Origin of the sequence: Polaromonas sp. YR568 (assembly GCF_943372955.1) — a bacterium.
Lineage (GTDB): Bacteria > Pseudomonadota > Gammaproteobacteria > Burkholderiales > Burkholderiaceae_C > Polaromonas.
The window spans coordinates 774,501-794,706 of sequence record NZ_CALSAL010000002.1; the positions used below are offsets into that span (position 1 = coordinate 774,501).

Here is a 20,206-nt window from a genome sequence, read left to right on the forward strand (position 1 = left end):
GAGAAATGGCACAGAAAAAAGGCGGCGGCTCTACGCGAAACGGGCGCGATTCGCAGCCCAAAATGCTCGGCGTCAAGAAATTTGGCGGTGAAGTCATCAACGCAGGCAGCATTATCGTGCGCCAGCGCGGCACCAAGTTCCATCCTGGCGACAACGTCGGCATCGGCAAGGACCACACCCTGTTCGCACTGGTGGACGGTCAGGTCTCTTTTGCCGTCAAGGGTGCGCTGAACAAGCACACCGTGAGCGTGACTCCCGCCTGAACGGGCGCAGGCACATCACTTCGACCAGTCATCAGGACTGAAGCGAAGCCCCGACATGTCGGGGCTTTTTTGTTTGTAAACTTTCCGGTAAACAACGTCCTGCCGACGGCTCCACACCATGAAATTTGTTGACGAAGCCTTTATTGACATCGCCGCTGGCGATGGCGGGAGCGGCTGCGTCTCCTTCAGCCACGAGAAGTACAAGGAATTCGGCGGACCCAACGGTGGCGATGGTGGAAGAGGCGGGCATGTCTATGCCGTGGCCGACGTCAACCTGAACACCCTGGTCGACTTCCGGTTTTCGCGCCGGCATGAAGCCCGCAACGGCGAGCACGGCATGGGTTCCGACATGTTCGGCGCCAAGGGCGATGACGTCATTCTCAAGATGCCGGTTGGCACCATCCTGACGGACGCGGAAACCGGCGAAGTGCTCTATGAGCTGCTGGTTCCGGGCGAACAGGTGCTGATCGCCAAAGGCGGTGATGGCGGTTTTGGCAACCTGCGCTTCAAAAGCTCGACCAACCGGGCCCCCCGCAGCAAGACACCCGGATGGCCCGGCGAGCGCAAAAGCCTGAAGCTCGAACTCAAGGTGCTGGCAGACGTGGGCCTGCTGGGCATGCCCAATGCCGGTAAATCCACTTTTATTTCAGCTGTCTCAAATGCGCGCCCGCGCATCGCCGACTATCCCTTCACCACGTTGCACCCCAATCTGGGTGTGGTGCGCGTCGGCCCGGAACAGAGCTTCGTCGTGGCTGACCTTCCCGGACTGATCGAGGGCGCCTCGGAAGGCGCCGGTCTCGGCCACCAGTTCCTGCGCCACCTGCAGCGCACCCGGCTGCTGTTGCACATTGTCGATCTGGCCCCGTTCGACGAGGGCGTGGACCCGGTCGCGCAAGCCAAGGCCATCGTCGGTGAACTGAAGAAATACGACGAAGCCCTTTACAAAAAGCCGCGCTGGCTGGTGCTGAACAAGCTGGACATGATTGATGCAGACCAGCGCGCGGCCGTGGTCAAGGATTTCGTCAAGCGCTTCAAGTTCAAGGGCCCTGTGTTCGAAATCTCGGCACTGACACGCGAGGGCTGCGAGCAGCTGGTCAAGACGATTTATCAGCATGTCAAGGAAGTCCAGAAGAGTGAACAGGTGGTGGAAGAAGTCGACCCGCGTTTCATCGAACTACCGCCAGAAACCTGACCGTTCGACTTCTGTTGGCGCCCCGGCGCCAGGACCCAGCGAGCCAAACAACCCGTCATCTTCTTTTTCGGCCAGAGACCTACCGACATGCAAGACCCCACTGCTTCGACAGTTCTGCGCAACGCCAGACGCATTGTGGTGAAGGTCGGATCCAGCCTGGTCACCAATGAAGGGCGAGGGCTGGATGCCAACGCCATCGGCTTGTGGTGCGAGCAGCTGGCAGCGCTGGTCAAGGACGGCCGCGAAGTCATCATGGTCAGCAGCGGTGCCATCGCCGAAGGCATGAAACGCCTGGGCTGGAGCGCGCGCCCCAAGGCAATCCATGAACTGCAGGCGGCAGCGGCAGTTGGTCAGATGGGTCTGGTGCAGGTGTATGAAACCAAGCTGCGTGAAAACGGCATCGGCAGCGCGCAGGTGCTGTTGACACACGCCGATCTCGCCGACCGCGAGCGCTACCTCAATGCACGCTCTACCCTGCTTGCGCTGCTGCAGCTGGGCGTGGTGCCGGTCATCAATGAGAACGATACCGTCGTCAACGACGAGATCAAGTTTGGTGACAACGACACCCTGGGCGCACTCGTCGCCAACCTGGTCGAGGCCGATGCGCTGGTGATCCTCACCGACCAGCGCGGCCTCTACACCGCCGACCCCCGCAAGGACAGCGCCGCACAGTTTGTACATGAAGCCGAGGCGGGCGATCCGGCACTGGAAGCCATGGCGGGCGGAGCAGGCTCCAGCATCGGCAAGGGCGGCATGATCACCAAGATCCTGGCCGCCAAACGTGCGGCTGGTTCAGGCGCCTCCACGGTGATTGCCTGGGGACGCGAGCCGCAGGCGCTGGTGCGGCTGACGCAAGGCGAGGCCATCGGCACCCTGCTGGTGGCGCAAACCCAGAAAAACCAGGCCCGCAAGCAGTGGATGGCCGATCACCTGCAGATGCGCGGCTCGGTGACGGTGGACGCCGGCGCCGCCACCAAGGTGCGCGATGAAGGCAAGAGCCTGCTGCCCATCGGCATGATGAGCGTTCAGGGCGAATTCTCGCGCGGCGATGTGATTGCCGTGCTCGACACCGAAGGCACCGAGATCGCCCGCGGACTGGCCAATTACTCGAGCGCAGAAGCCCGGATGATTTGCCGCAAGGCCTCGTCCGAGTTTGAAAAACTGCTGGGCTACACGGGTGAGCCGGAGATGGTTCACCGGACCAATCTGGTTCTCAGTCGCTGAACTACTCAGTTGCTAAATTGCTCAGTTGCTGAGCCTGCAAGAATCCGGTCAGCCGCCGGTCACGGCGACCGAGCGGTGCCGCCGCTAGCGGCTATTGACCAAGGCCGGGTTCTTCAGACGGTACACCATCTGCGCCACAGTGGAAACAGGTGCGGCGTTGTCGCAAGCCGCAACGCGTGCGAAACGCAAGGGATGCCTTGACGGCATGTTGTCAAACATCGAGCGCCACTCGGCTTTGGCCACCGGAACCCATTTGTTGTCCGGTGTGTAGCGGGCGTAGGTCTTGAATTCACCAGTGGCGCAGCGGATGGCCTCGTACATCACGTTGCGGGCGCCACTGGCACTGGTGGCCACCACCACGTAACGCACGATACCGTCACTGGGTGAAATGGTGATGGACGCAGGGTCCACACCATAAGTCAGCGCGGAGTTGATCGACACGTCAAAGGGCAACACTTTACCCATGTCGAAGGCGGGCGGCGGTGGCGCCTCCGACTCCTTCCATTCCGGGTCGTCTGATGTGGGCTGCGCGAATGCGGCGCCCGTCATGCAGGCAAGCCACACGCATGCGGCAAGGGAGGCCAGTTTGATTTTCATGGTTTGGGTGCGGGGACATCCGCATTCAGACTGGTCTGTGGATCGGGTTCAAAAGTGGCTCCGGGAGGCAGCTCGAAAAAAGCCCCGGCCCGGCCGTGGTTTGAGGAGGTTTCAATCGGCCCCTGCCCGCGCGATTCGCCATCCAGGCCGCGGTGCGACACTTGGCCGTGCGCCAGATCGCGCTGGTGCAAACCACCGCGCAGGTAGCGGTTGCGATGGTCAGGACGCGCATCCAGTCGAGAGTCTGCACGTGGGTCCGCGCGCGGCACGTAGCGGGCCAACTCCGTCAGCGCCATCTCGTAAACGCCGCGTTTGAACTCGACCACCACATCCAGAGGAACCCAGTAGTCGTTCCATCGCCAGGCATCGAACTCGGGGTGGTCTGTGGCGCGCAGGTTCAGGTCCCAGTCGTGACCGACCAGTTGCAACAGGAACCAGATCTGTTTCTGGCCTTTGTAGTGTCCGCGTGCATCACGGCGAATAAACCGGTCAGGCACCTCATAGCGCAACCAGTCACGGGTTCGGGCCAGCACATTCACATGCTGCGGCAACAACCCCACCTCTTCATGCAGCTCGCGGTACATGGCCTGCTCGGGATTTTCGCCCCGATCAATGCCACCCTGCGGAAACTGCCACGAGTGGGTACGGATACGTTTGCCCCAAAATACCTGACTTCGCTGGTTGAGCAAGATGATGCCGACGTTGGGCCGAAAGCCGTCCCGGTCAAGCATAATCAAACCTCAAATTTTTTAAACTGAGTCCATTATGCACAGCAGAATGCTCAGAGCCAAGCGCACCCCGGGCGAACGCCCCCAAAACCCTCCTGCCGTCTCGAATATCGCCCCATGAAAGCTTCCCAGTTCCTCATTTCCACCCTCAAGGAAGCCCCGGCCGACGCCGAAGTGGTCAGCCACCAGCTGATGATGCGGGCCGGCATGATCAAGAAGCTGGGCGCCGGCATTTACAACTACATGCCCATGGGCCTGCGGGTCATCCGCAAGGTAGAAGCCATCGTGCGCGACGAGATGAACCGCGCAGGCGCCATTGAAATGACGATGCCGGTGATCCAGCCCGCAGAGCTCTGGCAGGAAACCGGGCGCTTTGAAAAAATGGGCCCGGAGCTGCTCCGCATCCAGGACCGCCATGGCCGCGACTTCGTGGTGCAGCCTACCAGCGAAGAAGTCATCACCGACGTGATGCGCCAGGACATCAAGAGCTACAAACAGTTACCGAAGAACCTGTACCAGATCCAGACCAAGTTCCGCGATGAACGCCGTCCGCGCTTTGGCCTGATGCGTGGTCGCGAGTTCATCATGAAGGACGCCTACAGCTTCGACCGTGACCAGGCCGGCGCCAAAGCCAGCTACCAGGTGATGGCTGCCGCCTACCGCCGGATCTTCGACCGTTTTGGCCTGACCTACCGCGCTGTGGCCGCCGACAGCGGTGCCATCGGCGGCGATCTGAGCGAAGAGTTCCAGGTGATCGCCGCCACCGGTGAAGACGCCATCGTGTACTGCCCCGGCAGCGACTACGCCGCCAACATGGAAAAAGCCGAGGCTCTGCCACCGCAGGGCGCCCGACCCGCTGCAACACAGGCCATGGCGAAAACGCCGACACCCAGCAAGGCGACCTGCGCAGAGGTGGCTGAACTCCTCGGACTGCCCCTATCGAATACGGTCAAGTCGCTGGTGTTGGCCACTGATACGACGGATGAGACCGGCAAGGCCAACAAGACACAGGTCTGGCTGCTGCTGCTGCGCGGTGACCACGACATGAATGAAGTCAAGGTGGGCAAGGTGCCCGGTCTGGCGGGTTTCCGTTTTGCCACCTTGCCGGAGATTGAAGATCACTTCGGCTGCAAGCCTGGCTACCTCGGCCCGCTCCATTTGAAAAAGCCGGTGAAACTGGTGGTGGACCGCGAGGTCGCCGTGATGGCCGACTGGGTCTGCGGTGCCAACGAAGTGGACTTTCACATCACCGGCGTCAACTGGGGCCGCGACCTGCCAGAGCCTGACCTGATTGCCGACCTGCGCAATGTCGTGGCTGGTGACCTGTCACCGGACGGCAAAGGCGTGCTGGCGATTGAGCGCGGCATCGAGGTGGGCCATGTGTTCTATCTCGGCACCAAGTACAGCCAGGCCATGAACGCCACCTTTCTGGGTGAGAACGGTAAGCCCCAATTCATGGAAATGGGCTGCTACGGCATCGGCATCACCCGCCTACCTGCGGCGGCGATTGAACAGAACCACGACGAGCGAGGCATCATCTGGCCCGACGCCATCGCGCCGTTTACCGTGGTGCTGTGCCCGATCAGCCCCGACCGCTTCCCCGAGGTCAAGGCCGCCGCCGAAAAACTCTACGGCGAGCTGCGCGCTGCCGGCGTCGATGTGATTCTCGACGACCGCAATGAGCGCCCCGGGGCCATGTTTGCCGACTGGGAGCTCATCGGTGTGCCACACCGCGTGACCATCGGCGACCGCGGCCTCAAGGAAGGGAAGATGGAATACCAGCATCGCCGCGAGGCTGCATCCACCCCCATCGATGCCGCCTCGGCGCTGACCTGTCTCAAGGGAAAACTGGGCCTGTGAAGCGGCCATGACGCGTGTCACCCTGCCAGCCGTAGCCACTGGCCCCGCAGAAGCGCGAAGCGGGGTTTCCCGCAGGAGCTGGCTGGTCTCGGCTGCTTGTGGGGCCACGCCACTGTGGATGCCCGGGCAGGCGATGGCCGGTGGTCAACTGGAGGAACCGCTGGTCGACTCGGTGCGCACCGCGCTGAGCTCGGCCATCGCCAACCAGGCACCACCGATTCCTGAATTCCGCGACACTGAAAGCCGGCTGGCGTATTTGCGCTGGCTGGGGGCGATGAGCGACCGGCTCCGGCCGAAGAAACCCGAATGGCAGGTGCGTAAGGAATTCCTGCAGACCGTCTGGTACGAGAGCAAGCGCGCCGGACTCGACACCACACTGGTGCTGGGCCTGATCCAGGTGGAAAGCAACTTCCGCAAATTTGCGGTCAGCGTGGTCGGCGCCCGCGGCTATATGCAGGTGATGCCCTTCTGGACCCGCGTGATCGGTGACGGAGACCCGAGCAAACTGTTTCACATGCAGACCAACCTGCGCTTTGGCTGCGTGATCCTGCGGCATTATCTTGATCGGGAACGCGGTGACCTTTTCATGGGTCTGGGCCGCTACAACGGCTCGCGCGGCAAATCGCCCTACCCCAATGCCGTGATGGCTGCCACTAAAAGATGGGAATTCAGCGCTTAAGGTCAGCGCTGCCACGTTCCTCTGCAAACCACCCCAGCACCGGTACAGTGCCCGGTAAAACCGGATTTACTTCAACAGGCAATGTCTGCCATGCAAACGCCTGACCCTCATGCATCTGTAACTCCCCGGTCCAGGCAAAAACCTTGCAGAAATTGAGCCGCACCAGCGCGTGGGGGTAATCGACCAGCTCGACTTTCCAGGGATGGGCCGTGCCGATGGTGATGCCGATCTCTTCCTGCAGCTCCCGGCGCAAGGCCTGCTCGACGGTTTCACCGGGCTCCAGCTTACCGCCCGGGAACTCCCAGTAGCCTTCGTACACCTTGCCGGGTGGGCGTGAGGTCAGCAGAAATTCGCCATTGGGCCGAATCAGCACGCCCACAGCCACATCGACCACCTTGCGGTCGGCACCGCCCTCGCGCGGCTGCTCACCGTCAGCGACCAGCACGCTCATGTGGAGTGGTCTGGCGCCTGATCGGAGGGCACGGCGGCCGACGCGCTGCCACGCTCATAGGGCAGAATAACCTGGGTCGCCACCGCCGTGGCCGCGCCATCGCGGCCCGCAAAGTCGCGGGCGAACTGGTAGGCCACGCGGCCGCTGCGCGAGCCACGCTCCAGAGCCCAGACGAGGGACGCAGGCTTCGCAACCGCAATCGCCTCCTGGCTCACACCGAACGACGAGAGCCACTGGGCGACGATGGTCAGGTATTCCTCCTGGCTGAAAGGGTAAAAGCTCACCCACAGGCCAAACCGCTCGGAGAGAGAAATCTTCTCCTCCACCACTTCGCCCGGATGCACCTCACCATCCTCGCTGTGCGTGTACGTGAGGTTCTCCGTCATGTACTCGGGCAGCAGGTGGCGCCGGTTGCTGGTGGCGTAGATCAACACGTTGGGCGTGGCAGCAGCCACCGATCCATCAAGGATGGACTTGAGCGCCTTGTAGCCCGGCTCACCTTCTTCAAAACTCAGGTCGTCACAAAAGACGATGAATTTTTCAGGCTGGCTGGACACCACATCCACAATGTCGGGCAGGTCGGTCAGGTCGGCCTTGTCCACCTCAATCAGCCGCAGACCGCGAGGCGAATACTCGTTCAGGCAGGCCTTGATCAAAGACGATTTGCCCGTGCCCCGTGCGCCGGTCAGCAGCACGTTGTTGGCCGGCTTGCCATTGACGAACTGCTCGGTGTTGCGGCGGATTTTTTCTTTCTGGTCTTCAATTTCCTTCAGGTCGCCAAGCCGCATCGCACCCAGATGCTTCACTGGCTCCAGCGTGCCGTGGCCCGAGCTGCGCTTGCGATAGCGCCAGGCCACGGCTGTAGTCCAGTCAGGAGCAGTCAGCGGCTGCGGCAGCACCAGCTCAATCCGGGCCATGAGGGACTCGGCCCGGTTCAGGAGGCGTTCAAAATGCTCATTCATGGGGCTGGATGGTGTGCGTGGTGGATGGGCAAATACTGGCGCCGTTTGTTTTCACGGTTCAGCTGCGGTAGTCCGCATTGATCTTGACGTAGTCGTACGAGAAGTCGCAGGTCCAGACCGTGTCGGTGGCCGCGCCGCGACCCAGCACCACGCGCACCGTGATCTCGCTTTGCTTCATCACGCGCTGGCCGTCGGCCTCGACGTAATCCACATGCCGCCCGCCGTTCTTGGCCACCAGCACATCGTCGAGGTACAGATCAATCCGGGTCTGGTCCAGGTCGGCAATGCCCGCGTAGCCCACAGCGGCCAGAATGCGGCCCAGGTTCGGGTCGCTGGCAAAAAACGCGGTCTTGACCAACGGCGAGTGGGCAATCGCATAGGCGACCTGACGGCATTCCTCGCCGGTCTTACCGCCTTCAACCGTCACGGTGATGAATTTGGTCGCACCTTCACCGTCACGCACGATGGCCTGGGCGAGCTGACGGGCAATGTCCAGCATGGCCTTGCGCAGCGCCTGACCCTCAGGGCTGTCCAGCGAGGTCACCGGCGCATGCTTTGCCTGGTTGGTGGCCACCACCACAAAGGAATCGTTGGTGGAGGTGTCGCCATCGACTGTGACACGGTTGAATGAGCCCTCGGCCAGCTCCCGTGCCAGCTGCGCCATGAGCGGCTGCGCCACGCAGGCGTCAGTCGCCATGAAGCCCAGCATGGTGGCCATGTTGGGACGAATCATGCCCGCGCCCTTGCTGATGCCGGTGACGGTAACGGTAGCATCCCCGATCTTCACGCGCGCCGAGAAGGCCTTGGCGACTGTATCGGTCGTCATGATGGCTTCGGCTGCGGCGGCCCAGTTGTCAGCGCGCGCATCGGCGAGCGCGGCTGGCAGGCCTGCGGCAATGCGGTCGTGCGGCAGAGGCTCCATGATCACGCCAGTCGAGAAAGGCAGGATCTGCTCGGGCGAGAGCTCCAGCAGGCGCGCCAGCGCAATGCAGCTGGACTGGGCGCGGTGCAGGCCGTCGTCGCCGGTGCCCGCGTTGGCATTGCCCGTGTTGATCAGCATCGCCCGGATGCCCAGACTCTGACCGCTGTTTTTGGCGAGATGCTCGCGGCAGATCTGCACTGGCGCCGCGCAAAAGCGGTTCTGTGTGAAGACGGCACCGACGCTGGCGCCCTCGTCCAGCAGCATCACGGCGAGGTCCTTGCGGTTGGCCTTGCGGATGCCCGCCTCGGTGATGCCCCACCGAACACCCGGCACGGGGAAAAGGGCTGCGGCGGGCGTTGCGACCAAATTGACAGGCATCGTCTTGACTCCACGAATCGGGGCGAACCCCACAGAAAAACGGGGCAGGCCTCAGCCCAACCCCTTGGGCGAATCGCGCAGACTCAGCTCAGGCGGCCGTGGCAATTCTTGTACTTTTTGCCCGAACCACACGGGCAGGGATCGTTGCGCCCAGCGCGGGGCACAACCCCACCACTCACACCAACAGCACCGGCTGCTGCCATCGATGCGGCCAGAGTCGTGCGCCGGGTGTCCTCGTCCACCGTGGTTTCGACCTCGCCGGTTTCCGTCGGCGCGGTGTAGGTCACATTGGCAATGTTCTCGGCGCGACTTTCCATCTCTTCGGCAGCCTGCTCCAGCTGCTCGCCGGACTGCACCTTCACCGTCATCAGCACCTTGGTGACCTCGTTCTTCACGCTGTCCAGCAACTGGCCGAAAAGTTCGAAGGCCTCGCGTTTGTATTCCTGCTTCGGCTGCTTCTGGGCGTAACCGCGCAGATGAATGCCCTGCCGCAGGTAATCCAGTGCGCTCAGGTGCTCACGCCAGTGGCTGTCGATGCTTTGCAACAGCACGATACGCTCGAACGCGGTGAAGTTCTCCTCGCCAATCTTCTCCACCTTGTCGGCAAAAGCCGCATGGGCTGCTGCGACGACTTTCTCGAGGATGTCTTCATCCGTCATCGCAGTGGCGCTCTCGAGCTCCTGGCGCAGGGCCAGGTCGATCTGCCACTCGTCGCGCAGCACGGCTTCCAGTCCAGCCAGGTCCCACTGTTCTTCCACACTCTCGACGGGGACGTACTGGCGCGTCAGGTCGGTGAAGCAGCCTTCCCGCAACGAAGCGATCTGGGCCTGCAGGTTGGTCGCGTCCATGATGTCGTTGCGCTGCTGGTAGATCACCTTGCGCTGGTCGTTCGCAACGTCGTCGTATTCCAGCAGCTGCTTGCGGATGTCGAAGTTGCGCGCTTCCACCTTGCGCTGCGCGGACTCGATGCTGCGCGTCACGATGCCGGCTTCGATGGCCTCGCCATCGGGCATCTTCAGGCGTTCCATGATGGACTTGACGCGGTCGCCCGCGAAGATGCGCATCAGCGGATCGTCAAGGCTCAGGTAGAAACGCGACGAGCCCGGGTCACCCTGCCGGCCGGAGCGGCCACGCAGCTGGTTGTCGATGCGGCGGGACTCATGTCGCTCGGTCGCGATGATGCGCAGACCGCCCAGTGCCGTCACCTGTTCGTGCTCCTGCTGCCAGTTGGCGCGCAGGCGCGCAATCTCTGCCTGCTTGGCCGCTGCGTCGAGGGATTCGTCAGCCTCGACCGCCTCGACCAGTTTCTCCACATTGCCGCCGAGCACGATGTCGGTACCGCGGCCGGCCATGTTGGTGGCGATGGTGATCATCTTGGGCCGGCCCGCCTGCGCGACGATGTCTGCTTCGCGCGCGTGCTGCTTGGCGTTGAGCACCTGGTGCGGCAGGTTTTCCTTGTTCAGCAGCTGATCGATGATCTCGGAGTTCTCAATCGACGTGGTGCCCACCAGCACGGGCTGGCCGCGCTCATAGCACTCGCGGATGTCCTTGATGGCGGCTTCGTATTTCTCGCGGGTGGTTTTATACACACGGTCCAGCTGGTCGTCGCGCCGGCTGACGCGGTTCGGCGGGATGACGGTGGTTTCGAGACCATAGATCTCCTGGAACTCGTACGCCTCGGTGTCGGCTGTACCGGTCATGCCGGCCAGCTTGCCGTAGAGGCGGAAGTAGTTCTGGAAGGTGATGGAGGCCAGCGTCTGGTTCTCAGCCTGAATCTGCACGCCTTCCTTGGCCTCGACGGCCTGGTGCAAACCATCGCTCCAGCGGCGGCCCGACATCAGGCGTCCGGTGAACTCGTCAACGATGACCACCTCACCCTCCTGCACCACATAGTGCTGGTCGCGGTGGTACAGCAGGTTGGCCCGCAATGCGGCATACAGGTGATGCATCAGCGAGATGTTGGCTGGGTCATAGAGCGTGGCGCCCTCGGCGATCAGGCCGAGGCTAAAGAGCAGGCGCTCGGCGTTCTCGTGGCCCTGCTCGGTGAGGAAGACCTGGTGCGATTTCTCGTCAATCGTGTAGTCACCCGGCTTGGTCACGCCTTCGCCGGTGCGGGGATCGGCTTCGCCTTCCTGGCGGGTGAGCAAGGGGACCACCTTGTTCATGGCCAGGTACATCTCGGTGTGGTCTTCCGCCTGTCCGCTGATGATGAGGGGCGTGCGCGCCTCGTCGATCAGGATGGAGTCCACCTCGTCGACGATGGCGTAGTTCAGGCCGCGCTGTACGCGGTCAGCCACCTCGTACACCATGTTGTCGCGCAGGTAGTCAAAGCCGAACTCGTTGTTGGTGCCGTAAGTGATGTCGGATTTGTAGGCGGCCTGCTTTTCCTCACGCGACAGATTGGGAAGGTTGATGCCGACTGTCAGCCCGAGAAAGTTGTAGAGCTTGCCCATCCACCGGGCGTCACGGCTGGCCAGGTAGTCGTTGACGGTGACCACATGGACGCCCTTGCCCGTCAGTGCGTTGAGGTAAACCGGCAGCGTGGCGGTCAGCGTCTTGCCTTCACCAGTGCGCATCTCGGAAATCTTGCCGTTGTGCAGTGACATGCCGCCCAGCATCTGCACATCGAAATGCCGCATCTTCATGACGCGTTTGCTGCCCTCACGGACCACTGCGAAGGCTTCGGGGAGCAGGCTGTCGAGTTCCTCGCCGGCTGTCAGGCGGTTCTTGAACTCGTCCGTCTTGCCGCGCAGTTCGTCATCGGAGAGTTTTTCGTACTGGGGCTCCAGCGCATTGATGCGCTCGACCGTCTTGCGGTAGGTTTTGAGCAGCCGGTCGTTGCGACTGCCGAAAATTTGGGTCAGGAAGTTGGAAGCCATACGTGAGAGGTCGCACTGAATGCTCCCATGAGCGGGTGATGCGACCGAAATCCCTTAATGAGTACGAAGCAGAGATGTGGGCGACGCCGGGCAGTTCAACCGGGCGCAAACCCCTGATTTTAGCCTCCACAGGGAGAACCGCTGCGGCCGGAGCGGCGCCCGCTTCACAGCGTCAGTCCGCAGGATTTCAGCGAGGCGGGTTTGCTGATACGGGCGCAGGGGAAACAGTGGTCCCCCCGCTGGTCGGCGCGGCCGCGACAGGCGGCTGTGGGAGCTGTGGCGACATGGCTGGCCTGTTGGGCTGGGCCATCGCCATCGGGGCCACAGGCAACTGGCGGCCCGCATTCAGGAACTTCTGCGGATCCTGAAACACGCCCTGCACCAGCACCTCGAAGTGAAGGTGCGGCCCGGTCGAGCGACCAGTGGTTCCGACCTCTGCCACCTTCTGACCACGCTTGACCAGATCACCCTTTTTCACAAAAACGCGTGAAACGTGGGCGTAGCGCGTGACCAGTTCGTTGCCATGGTCAATTTCAACCAGGTTGCCGTATTCCGGGTGGTATTCCTGCGACACCACAATGCCGCCGGCAGCAGCCAGTACAGCAGTGCCCGATGCGGCAGGAAAATCAAGACCGGTGTGCAGCGCAGACCGGCCGTTCAGCGGGTCAATGCGCCAGCCAAAAGACGAGCCCAGATTGCCGCCTGCTACGGGCTCCTGGGTGGGCACCATCATCTTTTTGACTTTCTGGTCGAACAGGCGCGACTCCATCACGGTCATCAGGTCCACGCGCTGGTCGGTGAGTTTGTCGAGTTCGGTGAGCGTGGCCTGCAGCTCCTGCATGGAGAGTGAGGGGCCGCCAACCAGCACGCCACCGCGCCCGGGCGGTGTCTTGATCTCGTTCGGGTTGACGCCGGCCAGACCGGACACGCGCTCACCCAAGGCCTCCAGTTGCAACATCTTGGCCTGCATCTCGCCCACGCGCTTGGCCATGACGTCGAGGTTTTCGCGCAGGAAACGATCCCGCTGGTCAAACTCATCCTTGACCATCAGCTTTACCAGCGCACCAATGACGGGCCAGCCCTCCCGTGCGCCCTTGAGGAACACCCAGTGGTACAGACCCGCAGCCACCAGCATCAATGCCAGCGCGGCAACAAAACCCGCCAGAACCAGTTTGGTACCGCTGAGGTAGATGGCCCTGCTCCTGGCGAGCCAGGCATCCGTGATAATCAAATGCACGTGCGTACCTCTTTCAATGCTTGGCCTCTGCCAGGGAAACGGCCAGAAGCTGGCGACCACAATTTCCACGAAAGCTGCCGTGACGACCTACCGAAGTCTTCCGCCCGCGCTCACCGTGCGCCAGGCGGCAGAACAATCACCCTCGCTTGCGCGACTGACGGACCTGGTCCGTGAATCCAGTGACAGGTTGCAAGCCGTTCAAAGCCTGATTCCTGAAACCCTGCGCGCGTCCGTCAAGGCCGGGCCGATTGACAACGACAGCTGGTGTCTGCTGGTCAGCGGCAATGCTGCCGCCGCCAAACTCCGCCAGATCCTGCCGCTGCTTCAGGCCAGGCTGCAGCGCGAGGGTTGGAAGGTTAACTCAATTCGGCTGAAGATACTAACCCGCCCGAAGTGATGGCTCCAGAGGGCTATCGATCACAAAGCCTGTTCAGAGGGCTGCGGGGGGTGGCAATGGTGCCGCTTGTCGGAATCGAACTGACGACCTACCGCTTACAAGGCGGTTGCTCTACCAACTGAGCTAAAGCGGCATGAATGGTTGCTGACGCAGCGCATGCTGCGCGCGGCACCACGTATTTTACTTGACCCGTTTTACTTGATCCGCTTGAGCGCCGGACGCGAGCGCGGCGGTGTCTTGGGAGGCTCCGGATCATCGCCCTTGCCACCATCGGCTGCAGGCTGTGTCTCGGGCACCAGTTGCATGATCTTGGCGTGCTCATCAGCGGCACGCGCCGGGGCCTCTGCGGGGGTACCGGCAGGTAGCGACGGGGCAGGCAACAACCCGGCCGGTGCCTGCGTGGCGGGTCCCATCGGGAAGGCCATGCCCTGACCGTTCTCGCGGGCATAAATGGCAATCACGTGGCTGATGGGCACCATGATCTCGCGTGCACTGCCAGCAAAACGCGCCTTGAACTCGATGAACTCGTTGCCCAGCTTGAGCGAGCTGGTCGCATCAAAACTGATGTTGAGCACGATCTCGTTGTTCTTCACGTACTCACGCGGCACCTGCACGGTGTCATCGACCGCCACCGCCACGTAAGGCGTGAGACCGTTGTCGGTGCACCACTCGTACAGCGCACGGATCAGGTACGGGCGGGTGGAAGATGCGTCCGGCGCATTCATGAAATCAGCCAATGAAAACCCGAATTGGGAGCCGCAAATCCGCTTGGTCTGCGTTCACGCGCCAGCAGGCGCCGCGGAACCGGCTTCGCCGGGCCGCAGGAGCCACGGCCCCCTCGGGGGGCAGCGCAGTACGCGAAGCGACAAGCGTGGGGGCCATACTCACTTGCGCATGACCTTCTCGGAAGGCGTCAGCGCCTCAATGTAGGCAGGGCGCGAGAAGATGCGCTCGGCGTACTTGAGCAGGGGCGCCGCATTTTTCGACAGGTCAATGCCGTAGTAATCCAGACGCCAGAGCAGCGGCGCAATCGCCACGTCCAGCATGGAGAAGCTCTCGCCCAGCATGAACTTGTTCTTCAGGAAGATAGGCGCCAGTTGCGTGAGGCGGTCGCGAATGTGCGAGCGGGCCTTCTCCAGCGCCTTGTCATTGCCCTTGGAAGCGCGCGACTCGAGCGTGCTGACATGCACGAACAGCTCTTTCTCGAAATTCAGCAGGAACAGGCGCACGCGGGCACGGTCCACCGGGTCACCGGGCATCAACTGGGGGTGGGGGAAGCGCTCATCGATGTACTCGTTGATGATGTTCGACTCGTAAAGAATCAAATCGCGTTCAACCAGGATGGGTACCTGACCATACGGATTCATCACATTGATGTCTTCCGGCTTGTTGTAGAGGTCCACATCGCGGATTTCAAAATCCATGCCTTTTTCAAACAGCACAAAGCGGCAGCGGTGCGAAAAGGGGCAGGTTGTGCCTGAATAAAGGACCATCATGATTCGGAACTCCTGAAAACAAAAGAGTGGAGGCCAAGATTCAACTCAGGACCATCCACTCCGAGGATGCCAACGCACTGTTCGTGCGCCGCACAGTGAAATACTACTTGACGTCTTTCCAGTACGCCGCGTTCAGACGCCAAGCCACGAAAGTCATGCCCAGCAGGAACAACAGCACCCAGACGCCCACCCGGACGCGGGTGTTCTGCGCGGGCTCGCCCATCCACTGCAGGAAGCCGACCAGATCGCCAATGGCCTGGTCATACTCCAGCGGGGTCATGCTGCCGGGCGTGATCTGTTCCCATTTGCCGGTGAACACCTCTGCGGTGTGTCCCTTGTCTTCGTGCTTGGCAAAGACCGGCTTGCGCTCGCCCTGCAATTCCCACAGCACGTGCGGCATGCCGACGTTCGGGAAGGCCAGGTTGTTCCAGCCGGTGGCCTTGGTGTCGTCGCGGTAGTAGGTCCGCAGGTAGGTGTAGAGGTAATCAGCACCGGTACCACCTGCGCCCGAACGCGAACGGGCAATCAGCGTGAGGTCAGGAGGCAGGCCGCCGAACCACTCCTTGGCCTCTTTCGGGTCCATGGCCACCTTCATGGTGTCGCCCACCTTCTCGGTGGTGAACAGCAGGTTGTCCTTGATCTGTTGCTCCGTCAGCCCGATGTCTTGCAGGCGGTTGAAGCGCATGAAGGCAGCAGAGTGGCAATTGAGGCAGTAATTGACAAACAGCTTGGCGCCGTTTTGCAGGGCACCAAGGTCATTGATCTTGTTGGGTGCCTTGTCCCAGGCCACACCACCGCCGGCAGCCTGAACGCCAGCGTGCAGGCCGAATGCGACCATCAACGTGAAGATGAGTTTTTTCATTGTTATGCGTCTCCGGCTCAGTGGGCTGCAAAAGTCACGCGGTTGGGCACCGGCTTGAAGGTGCCCAGCCGGCTCCACCACGGCATCAACAGGAAAAAGCCGAAGTAAAAGAGCGTACCAATCTGGGAGACGCGTTCGTTGATGGGGGACGGCGGCTTGATGCCGAGGTAACCCAGAACCAGGAAGTTGATCACAAACGCACCGTAGAGGTATTTGTTCCAGCTTGGGCGGTAGCGGATCGAACGCACTTCGCTGTTGTCCAGCCATGGCAGGAAGAACAGGATGATCACAGCGCCACCCATCACGACCACGCCCCAGAACTTGGCGTCGATCATCAGCATGGCTGCGACCAGCACCACGGCACCACCCACGATGGCGGCCTTGAAGATGGCAGCCACTTTGGCTTTCATCACGCCGAGCACGGCACCTGCCAGCACGCAGGCGATCAGCGCGTAAATCATCTCGCTGGTGATGGCGCGCAGCATGGAGTAGTAAGGCGTGAAGTACCAGACCGGTGCGATGTGAGCAGGCGTCTTCAGGGGGTCTGCGGGAATAAAGTTGTTGTATTCGAGGAAGTAACCACCGAACTCAGGCGCAAAGAAAATGATCGCCGTGAAGATCATCAGGAACACGCTCACGCCCAGGATGTCGTGAACCGTGTAGTAGGGGTGGAAGGGAATGCCGTCAACAGGGTGTCCATCGGGACCACGGGTTGCCTTGATCTCAACGCCGTCCGGGTTGTTGGAACCCACTTCATGCAAGGCAATGATGTGCGCAGCCACCAGGCCCAGCAGTACCAGCGGCACAGCAATCACATGGAAGGCAAAGAAGCGGTTGAGGGTGGCGTCGCCCACCACGTAGTCGCCGCGAATCAGCAGCGCCAGATCGGGGCCGATGAAAGGCACCGCCGCGAACAGGTTCACGATCACCTGGGCGCCCCAGTAGCTCATCTGACCCCAGGGCAGCAGGTAACCCATGAACGCCTCGGCCATCAGGCACAGGAAAATCGCGCAGCCGAAAATCCAGATCAGCTCACGTGGCTTGCGGTAGCTGCCGTAGATCAGGCCGCGGAACATGTGCAGGTACACCACCACAAAGAAGGCCGAAGCGCCTGTCGAGTGCATGTAGCGGATCAGCCATCCCCATGGCACGTCGCGCATGATGTACTCCACCGAACCGAAGGCCTGTGCGGCATCCGGCTTGTAGTTCATCGTGAGGAAGATGCCTGTGACGATCTGGATCACCAGAACCAGCATCGCCAGCGAGCCAAAGAAATACCAGAAGTTGAAGTTCTTGGGCGCGTAGTACTCGGAGAGATGCTCCTTGTACAGCTTGCTGGCCGGGAAACGGTTGTCGACCCAGTTCATGGCTTTGGCGGCCAAGGGGGCGTCGGGAGGAAGTTCTTTGAATTCAGCCATCACTGATCCTGGTTCGGGGAGATTCTTGCGCCAACATAGGCATAGCAAAAAGATTAACGCGGCCTGTTTTCACATGTCCGGTTGAAGGTTTCTGGGGAAATTCCCCGGCTCAGGCCTTCTTGTCCTCGCCGATCAGCAGGCGGGTATCGGACAGGTACATGTGGGGGGGCACTTCCAGATTGTCAGGCGCCGGCTTGTTCTTGTAGACGCGACCGGCCATGTCGAAGGTGGAGCCATGGCAAGGGCAGAGGAAACCGCCGGCCCAGTCGTCGGGCAGCGAGGGCTGCGCACCTGGGGTGAACTTGTCGGAAGGCGAGCAACCCAGATGGGAGCAGATGCCCACCACCACCAGGGTTTCAGGTTTGATGGAGCGAGCCTCATTGCGGGCGTACTCAGGGGTGAGTTCGCCAGGGTTACGCTCGGATTTGGGATCTGCCAGCAGAGCGTCAACTTTGGGCAGCGACGCGATCTGCTCGGGCGTGCGCTTGACGATCCAGACCGGCTTGCCGCGCCATTCGACGACGATCTTCTCGCCCGGCTTGACGGCGGAAATATCGACTTCCACCGCAGCGCCTGCTGCTTTGGCCCTTTCAGAGGGCTGGAAGGTGCTGACAAACGGCACGGCAACCGCTGCGACGCCCGCGCCACCCACAGCGCAAGTAGCGACGAGCCAGTTTCTTTTGTCTTTATCTAGGGGAGCGCCGGGAGGCACGCCATTCACACTCGCTTGGGTCATGGAAATCCTTCAAGAACTCGCTTGAAAAAGGCTTATTGGGGACAACCCGCGATTGTAGCGGAGCGCAAAGCACGTTTTCAAGGCGTGGCGGGAACCCGACTGCCTTGCTTTGCCTCGTCCACAGATCGCCCCGGCAAACCGGCACTTTGTTGCATTTGTGCTGAACGGCCCGGCCATAATCGGCCCCATGAAGGCCAGCACAGGTCTTAGAATCCACCCCAACCCCGCAAAGGAGCCGCCATGGGCATGATGAAAGAATTCAAGGAATTTGCCGTCAAGGGCAACGTGATTGATCTGGCTGTTGGCGTCATCATCGGTGCGGCCTTCGGCAAGATCGTCGATTCGGTGGTGGGCGACCTCATCATGCCGGTGATCGGCGCCGTGGTCGGCAAGCTCGACTTTTCCAACCTGTTCGTCGTGATGGGTCCGGTGCCCGCCGGGACGGTCGCCACACTGGATGCGCTCAAGAAAGCAGGCGTGCCGGTGTTCGCCTATGGCAACTTCATCACCGTGGCGGTCAATTTCGCGATTCTGGCTTTCATCATTTTTCTGATGGTCAAGCAGATCAACAAGCTGAAGCGCAATGAAGAGGCGGCACCGGCTGCGCCCGCAGCACCGCCCGAAGAGGTGGTGCTGCTGCGTGAGATCCGCGACAGTCTGAACAAAAAGTAGCCCGCTCCGTAGCCCGCCCGCCCCCTAGGCGGACAGTTGCCGCGCCATGCGGATGGCGGCCAGCAGACTGGAAGCGTCAGCCACGCCCCGGCCGGCAATATCGAATGCCGTGCCGTGGTCCGGGCTGGTGCGCACGAGAGGCAGCCCCAGCGTGACATTCACGCCCTGCTCCACGCCCAGGTACTTCACCGGAATCAGCCCCTGATCGTGGTACATCGCGACCACCACGTCAAATTCGCCTGACAGGCCGGCCGTGCGACGGGCGCGCATGAACACGGTGTCGGGCGCGTAGGGACCACTCACATCGATGCCTTCCTGACGGGCCAAAGCGACGGCTGGCGCGATGATGGTCTGCTCCTCGCTGCCGAAAAGTCCGCCCTCGCCCGCATGCGGGTTGAGCCCGGCCACGGCGATGCGGGGCGCGCGCCCTAGGCTGCCCGACAACGCCGAGTGCGTGATGCGCAGGGTCTGCAACACATTGTCAAGCGTCACCGCCTCAATCGCCTGCCGCAGCGACATGTGAATGCTGACCAGCACCGTGCGCAGCTCATCGTTGGCCAGCATCATGCGCACCGGCACATCCGCCACCGGACGACCGAGGAACGTGGCAGCTTCTGCCTGCAGCATTTCCGTGTGCCCGGGAAAGGCGGACACCCATCCACCGGCAGCGGCCAGCGCCTCCTTGTGGATGGGCGCAGTCACCATCGCCGCCGCTTCCCCGGCCAGCACCGTGCGGGCCGCCCAGACAATGCAGTCCGCCGCTGCCTGACCAGCCGCCGCGCTCACCACACCGTATGGCGGTGGCACCTGCAGTTCACATTTCTGCAGCACAGGCAGGCACCCCGGGGGCGTCTGCGCCACGTCTGGGAGGCTGTCAAGTTGAACCACCGGCAATGCCAGCGGGGATGCCATGAGCGCACTGGCGCGGCGCAGCGTGGCCACATCCCCCACCACCACGCAGCCGGCCAGATCGGCCGGGCTGTCACGCCAGGCCCGGGCAATGATCTCGGGGCCGATGCCTGCGGCGTCGCCCATGGTGATCAGGAGGGTCTCAGGCATTTTGTCGCCCGTGGAAAACGGCTGACAAGCGTCCGCATTCGCCCGTGTCTGTACAAAACCAGACGGCGCTGCCCATAATCCCGACAACAGGGTCTCGTCTGTCGGCGAGGGTGCGGTCAACACCGCGCAACAACAGAGGTGGATTGCATGGCTGCATTGCCGGTATTTTCCCCCAATCCCCGCCACCGAGGCTG

General features: G+C 61.8%; 20 protein-coding genes and 1 tRNA gene. 7 read left to right on the forward strand and 14 right to left on the reverse strand.

Features of this window, described 5'->3' with window-relative positions; genetic code table 11:
- The first annotated feature begins 5 nt into the window (after positions 1–5).
- The 3 genes from rpmA to proB all read left to right on the forward strand — a co-directional run bounded on the left by rpmA (position 6) and on the right by proB (position 2,679).
- A complete protein-coding gene (rpmA, locus tag AAG793_RS09615; RefSeq protein WP_341907256.1) occupies positions 6–263 on the forward strand; it encodes a 50S ribosomal protein L27 in 258 nt (85 codons plus the stop codon).
- 118 nt (positions 264–381) lie between these two features.
- Positions 382–1,455, forward strand: coding sequence for an Obg family GTPase CgtA (gene cgtA / locus AAG793_RS09620; protein WP_341907259.1), 1,074 nt, complete (start codon positions 382–384; stop codon positions 1,453–1,455).
- Between the two features lie 87 nt (positions 1,456–1,542).
- Positions 1,543–2,679 (forward strand): glutamate 5-kinase, encoded by a 1,137-nt coding sequence (gene proB / locus AAG793_RS09625; RefSeq protein WP_341907262.1) that lies wholly within the window; start codon positions 1,543–1,545, stop codon positions 2,677–2,679.
- An 84-nt stretch (positions 2,680–2,763) separates the two neighbouring features.
- On the opposite strand, the gene AAG793_RS09630 is transcribed toward proB, so the two are convergent.
- Both AAG793_RS09630 and AAG793_RS09635 read right to left on the reverse strand, forming a co-directional pair.
- Positions 2,764–3,276, reverse strand: coding sequence for a CNP1-like family protein (locus AAG793_RS09630; RefSeq protein WP_341907266.1), 513 nt, complete (start codon positions 3,274–3,276; stop codon positions 2,764–2,766).
- On the reverse strand, positions 3,273–4,007 hold the full coding sequence (locus tag AAG793_RS09635; protein WP_341907269.1) for an RNA pyrophosphohydrolase: 735 nt from the start codon (positions 4,005–4,007) through the stop codon (positions 3,273–3,275). Before AAG793_RS09635 ends, AAG793_RS09630 begins: the two co-directional genes overlap by 4 nt.
- Positions 4,008–4,121: 114 nt before the next feature.
- On the opposite strand from AAG793_RS09635, the gene AAG793_RS09640 reads away from it, so the two are divergent.
- Both AAG793_RS09640 and AAG793_RS09645 read left to right on the forward strand, forming a co-directional pair.
- Positions 4,122–5,864 carry a proline--tRNA ligase gene (locus AAG793_RS09640; protein WP_341907272.1) on the forward strand — a complete coding sequence of 581 codons (1,743 nt, stop codon included), beginning with the start codon at positions 4,122–4,124 and terminating at the stop codon, positions 5,862–5,864.
- A 7-nt stretch (positions 5,865–5,871) separates the two neighbouring features.
- Positions 5,872–6,543, forward strand: a complete 672-nt coding sequence (locus AAG793_RS09645; protein ID WP_341907275.1) for a lytic transglycosylase domain-containing protein — start codon at positions 5,872–5,874, stop codon at positions 6,541–6,543.
- Here the strand turns inward: AAG793_RS09645 and AAG793_RS09650 are convergent.
- The 5 genes from AAG793_RS09650 to AAG793_RS09670 all read right to left on the reverse strand — a co-directional run bounded on the left by AAG793_RS09650 (position 6,533) and on the right by AAG793_RS09670 (position 13,372).
- A complete protein-coding gene (locus AAG793_RS09650; RefSeq protein ID WP_341907278.1) occupies positions 6,533–6,994 on the reverse strand; it encodes an NUDIX domain-containing protein in 462 nt (153 codons plus the stop codon). The two genes, AAG793_RS09645 and AAG793_RS09650, sit on opposite strands and share 11 nt — an antisense overlap.
- The gene (locus tag AAG793_RS09655) at positions 6,991–7,956 is read right to left on the reverse strand and encodes an ATP-binding protein (protein ID WP_341907281.1); all 966 of its coding nucleotides are present in this window, start codon (positions 7,954–7,956) and stop codon (positions 6,991–6,993) included. Before AAG793_RS09655 ends, AAG793_RS09650 begins: the two co-directional genes overlap by 4 nt.
- Before the next feature lie 58 nt (positions 7,957–8,014).
- Positions 8,015–9,256 (reverse strand): bifunctional glutamate N-acetyltransferase/amino-acid acetyltransferase ArgJ, encoded by a 1,242-nt coding sequence (gene argJ, locus AAG793_RS09660; RefSeq protein WP_341907283.1) that lies wholly within the window; start codon positions 9,254–9,256, stop codon positions 8,015–8,017.
- Positions 9,257–9,339: 83 nt separating this feature from the next.
- Positions 9,340–12,135, reverse strand: coding sequence for a preprotein translocase subunit SecA (gene secA / locus AAG793_RS09665; protein WP_341907287.1), 2,796 nt, complete (start codon positions 12,133–12,135; stop codon positions 9,340–9,342).
- Positions 12,136–12,322: 187 nt separating this feature from the next.
- Entirely contained in the window at positions 12,323–13,372 is a 1,050-nt protein-coding gene (locus AAG793_RS09670) for a peptidoglycan DD-metalloendopeptidase family protein (protein WP_341907290.1), read from the reverse strand.
- 79 nt (positions 13,373–13,451) lie between these two features.
- On the opposite strand from AAG793_RS09670, the gene AAG793_RS09675 reads away from it, so the two are divergent.
- Entirely contained in the window at positions 13,452–13,769 is a 318-nt protein-coding gene (locus AAG793_RS09675; protein WP_341907698.1) for a hypothetical protein, read from the forward strand.
- A gap of 57 nt (positions 13,770–13,826) precedes the next feature.
- Here AAG793_RS09675 and AAG793_RS09680 read toward each other — a convergent pair.
- The 6 genes from AAG793_RS09680 to petA form a co-directional block, all read right to left on the reverse strand.
- Positions 13,827–13,902 (reverse strand) — tRNA-Thr (locus AAG793_RS09680).
- A gap of 61 nt (positions 13,903–13,963) precedes the next feature.
- Complete coding sequence (locus tag AAG793_RS09685; RefSeq protein WP_341907292.1) at positions 13,964–14,494, reverse strand: ClpXP protease specificity-enhancing factor; 531 nt, start codon at positions 14,492–14,494, stop codon at positions 13,964–13,966.
- 159 nt (positions 14,495–14,653) lie between these two features.
- The gene (locus tag AAG793_RS09690) at positions 14,654–15,265 is read right to left on the reverse strand and encodes a glutathione S-transferase N-terminal domain-containing protein (protein WP_341907295.1); all 612 of its coding nucleotides are present in this window, start codon (positions 15,263–15,265) and stop codon (positions 14,654–14,656) included.
- A 103-nt stretch (positions 15,266–15,368) separates the two neighbouring features.
- Complete coding sequence (locus tag AAG793_RS09695) at positions 15,369–16,127, reverse strand: cytochrome c1 (protein WP_341907297.1); 759 nt, start codon at positions 16,125–16,127, stop codon at positions 15,369–15,371.
- A gap of 17 nt (positions 16,128–16,144) precedes the next feature.
- The gene (locus tag AAG793_RS09700) at positions 16,145–17,545 is read right to left on the reverse strand and encodes a cytochrome bc complex cytochrome b subunit (RefSeq protein ID WP_341907299.1); all 1,401 of its coding nucleotides are present in this window, start codon (positions 17,543–17,545) and stop codon (positions 16,145–16,147) included.
- 109 nt (positions 17,546–17,654) lie between these two features.
- Entirely contained in the window at positions 17,655–18,281 is a 627-nt protein-coding gene (petA, locus tag AAG793_RS09705) for a ubiquinol-cytochrome c reductase iron-sulfur subunit (RefSeq protein ID WP_341907302.1), read from the reverse strand.
- Between the two features lie 240 nt (positions 18,282–18,521).
- On the opposite strand from petA, the gene mscL reads away from it, so the two are divergent.
- Positions 18,522–18,953 carry a large conductance mechanosensitive channel protein MscL gene (mscL, locus tag AAG793_RS09710; protein WP_341907305.1) on the forward strand — a complete coding sequence of 144 codons (432 nt, stop codon included), beginning with the start codon at positions 18,522–18,524 and terminating at the stop codon, positions 18,951–18,953.
- 24 nt (positions 18,954–18,977) lie between these two features.
- Here mscL and pdxA read toward each other — a convergent pair whose 3' ends face one another.
- Positions 18,978–20,012, reverse strand: coding sequence for a 4-hydroxythreonine-4-phosphate dehydrogenase PdxA (pdxA, locus tag AAG793_RS09715; protein ID WP_341907308.1), 1,035 nt, complete (start codon positions 20,010–20,012; stop codon positions 18,978–18,980).
- Between the last annotated feature and the right edge of the window lie 194 nt (positions 20,013–20,206).

What these genes read in the sequence shown, in the direction of transcription:
- rpmA (WP_341907256.1), top strand. Translation starts at nt 6, where the DNA reads ATGGCACAGAAAAAAGGCGGCGGCTCTACGCGAAACGGGCGCGATTCG.
- cgtA (WP_341907259.1), top strand. Translation starts at nt 382, where the DNA reads ATGAAATTTGTTGACGAAGCCTTTATTGACATCGCCGCTGGCGATGGC.
- proB (WP_341907262.1), top strand. Translation starts at nt 1,543, where the DNA reads ATGCAAGACCCCACTGCTTCGACAGTTCTGCGCAACGCCAGACGCATT.
- AAG793_RS09630 (WP_341907266.1), bottom strand. Translation starts at nt 3,276, where the DNA reads ATGAAAATCAAACTGGCCTCCCTTGCCGCATGCGTGTGGCTTGCCTGC.
- AAG793_RS09635 (WP_341907269.1), bottom strand. Translation starts at nt 4,007, where the DNA reads ATGCTTGACCGGGACGGCTTTCGGCCCAACGTCGGCATCATCTTGCTC.
- AAG793_RS09640 (WP_341907272.1), top strand. Translation starts at nt 4,122, where the DNA reads ATGAAAGCTTCCCAGTTCCTCATTTCCACCCTCAAGGAAGCCCCGGCC.
- AAG793_RS09645 (WP_341907275.1), top strand. Translation starts at nt 5,872, where the DNA reads ATGACGCGTGTCACCCTGCCAGCCGTAGCCACTGGCCCCGCAGAAGCG.
- AAG793_RS09650 (WP_341907278.1), bottom strand. Translation starts at nt 6,994, where the DNA reads ATGAGCGTGCTGGTCGCTGACGGTGAGCAGCCGCGCGAGGGCGGTGCC.
- AAG793_RS09655 (WP_341907281.1), bottom strand. Translation starts at nt 7,956, where the DNA reads ATGAATGAGCATTTTGAACGCCTCCTGAACCGGGCCGAGTCCCTCATG.
- argJ (WP_341907283.1), bottom strand. Translation starts at nt 9,256, where the DNA reads ATGCCTGTCAATTTGGTCGCAACGCCCGCCGCAGCCCTTTTCCCCGTG.
- secA (WP_341907287.1), bottom strand. Translation starts at nt 12,135, where the DNA reads ATGGCTTCCAACTTCCTGACCCAAATTTTCGGCAGTCGCAACGACCGG.
- AAG793_RS09685 (WP_341907292.1), bottom strand. Translation starts at nt 14,494, where the DNA reads ATGAATGCGCCGGACGCATCTTCCACCCGCCCGTACCTGATCCGTGCG.
- AAG793_RS09690 (WP_341907295.1), bottom strand. Translation starts at nt 15,265, where the DNA reads ATGATGGTCCTTTATTCAGGCACAACCTGCCCCTTTTCGCACCGCTGC.
- AAG793_RS09695 (WP_341907297.1), bottom strand. Translation starts at nt 16,127, where the DNA reads ATGAAAAAACTCATCTTCACGTTGATGGTCGCATTCGGCCTGCACGCT.
- AAG793_RS09700 (WP_341907299.1), bottom strand. Translation starts at nt 17,545, where the DNA reads ATGGCTGAATTCAAAGAACTTCCTCCCGACGCCCCCTTGGCCGCCAAA.
- petA (WP_341907302.1), bottom strand. Translation starts at nt 18,281, where the DNA reads ATGACCCAAGCGAGTGTGAATGGCGTGCCTCCCGGCGCTCCCCTAGAT.
- mscL (WP_341907305.1), top strand. Translation starts at nt 18,522, where the DNA reads ATGGGCATGATGAAAGAATTCAAGGAATTTGCCGTCAAGGGCAACGTG.
- pdxA (WP_341907308.1), bottom strand. Translation starts at nt 20,012, where the DNA reads ATGCCTGAGACCCTCCTGATCACCATGGGCGACGCCGCAGGCATCGGC.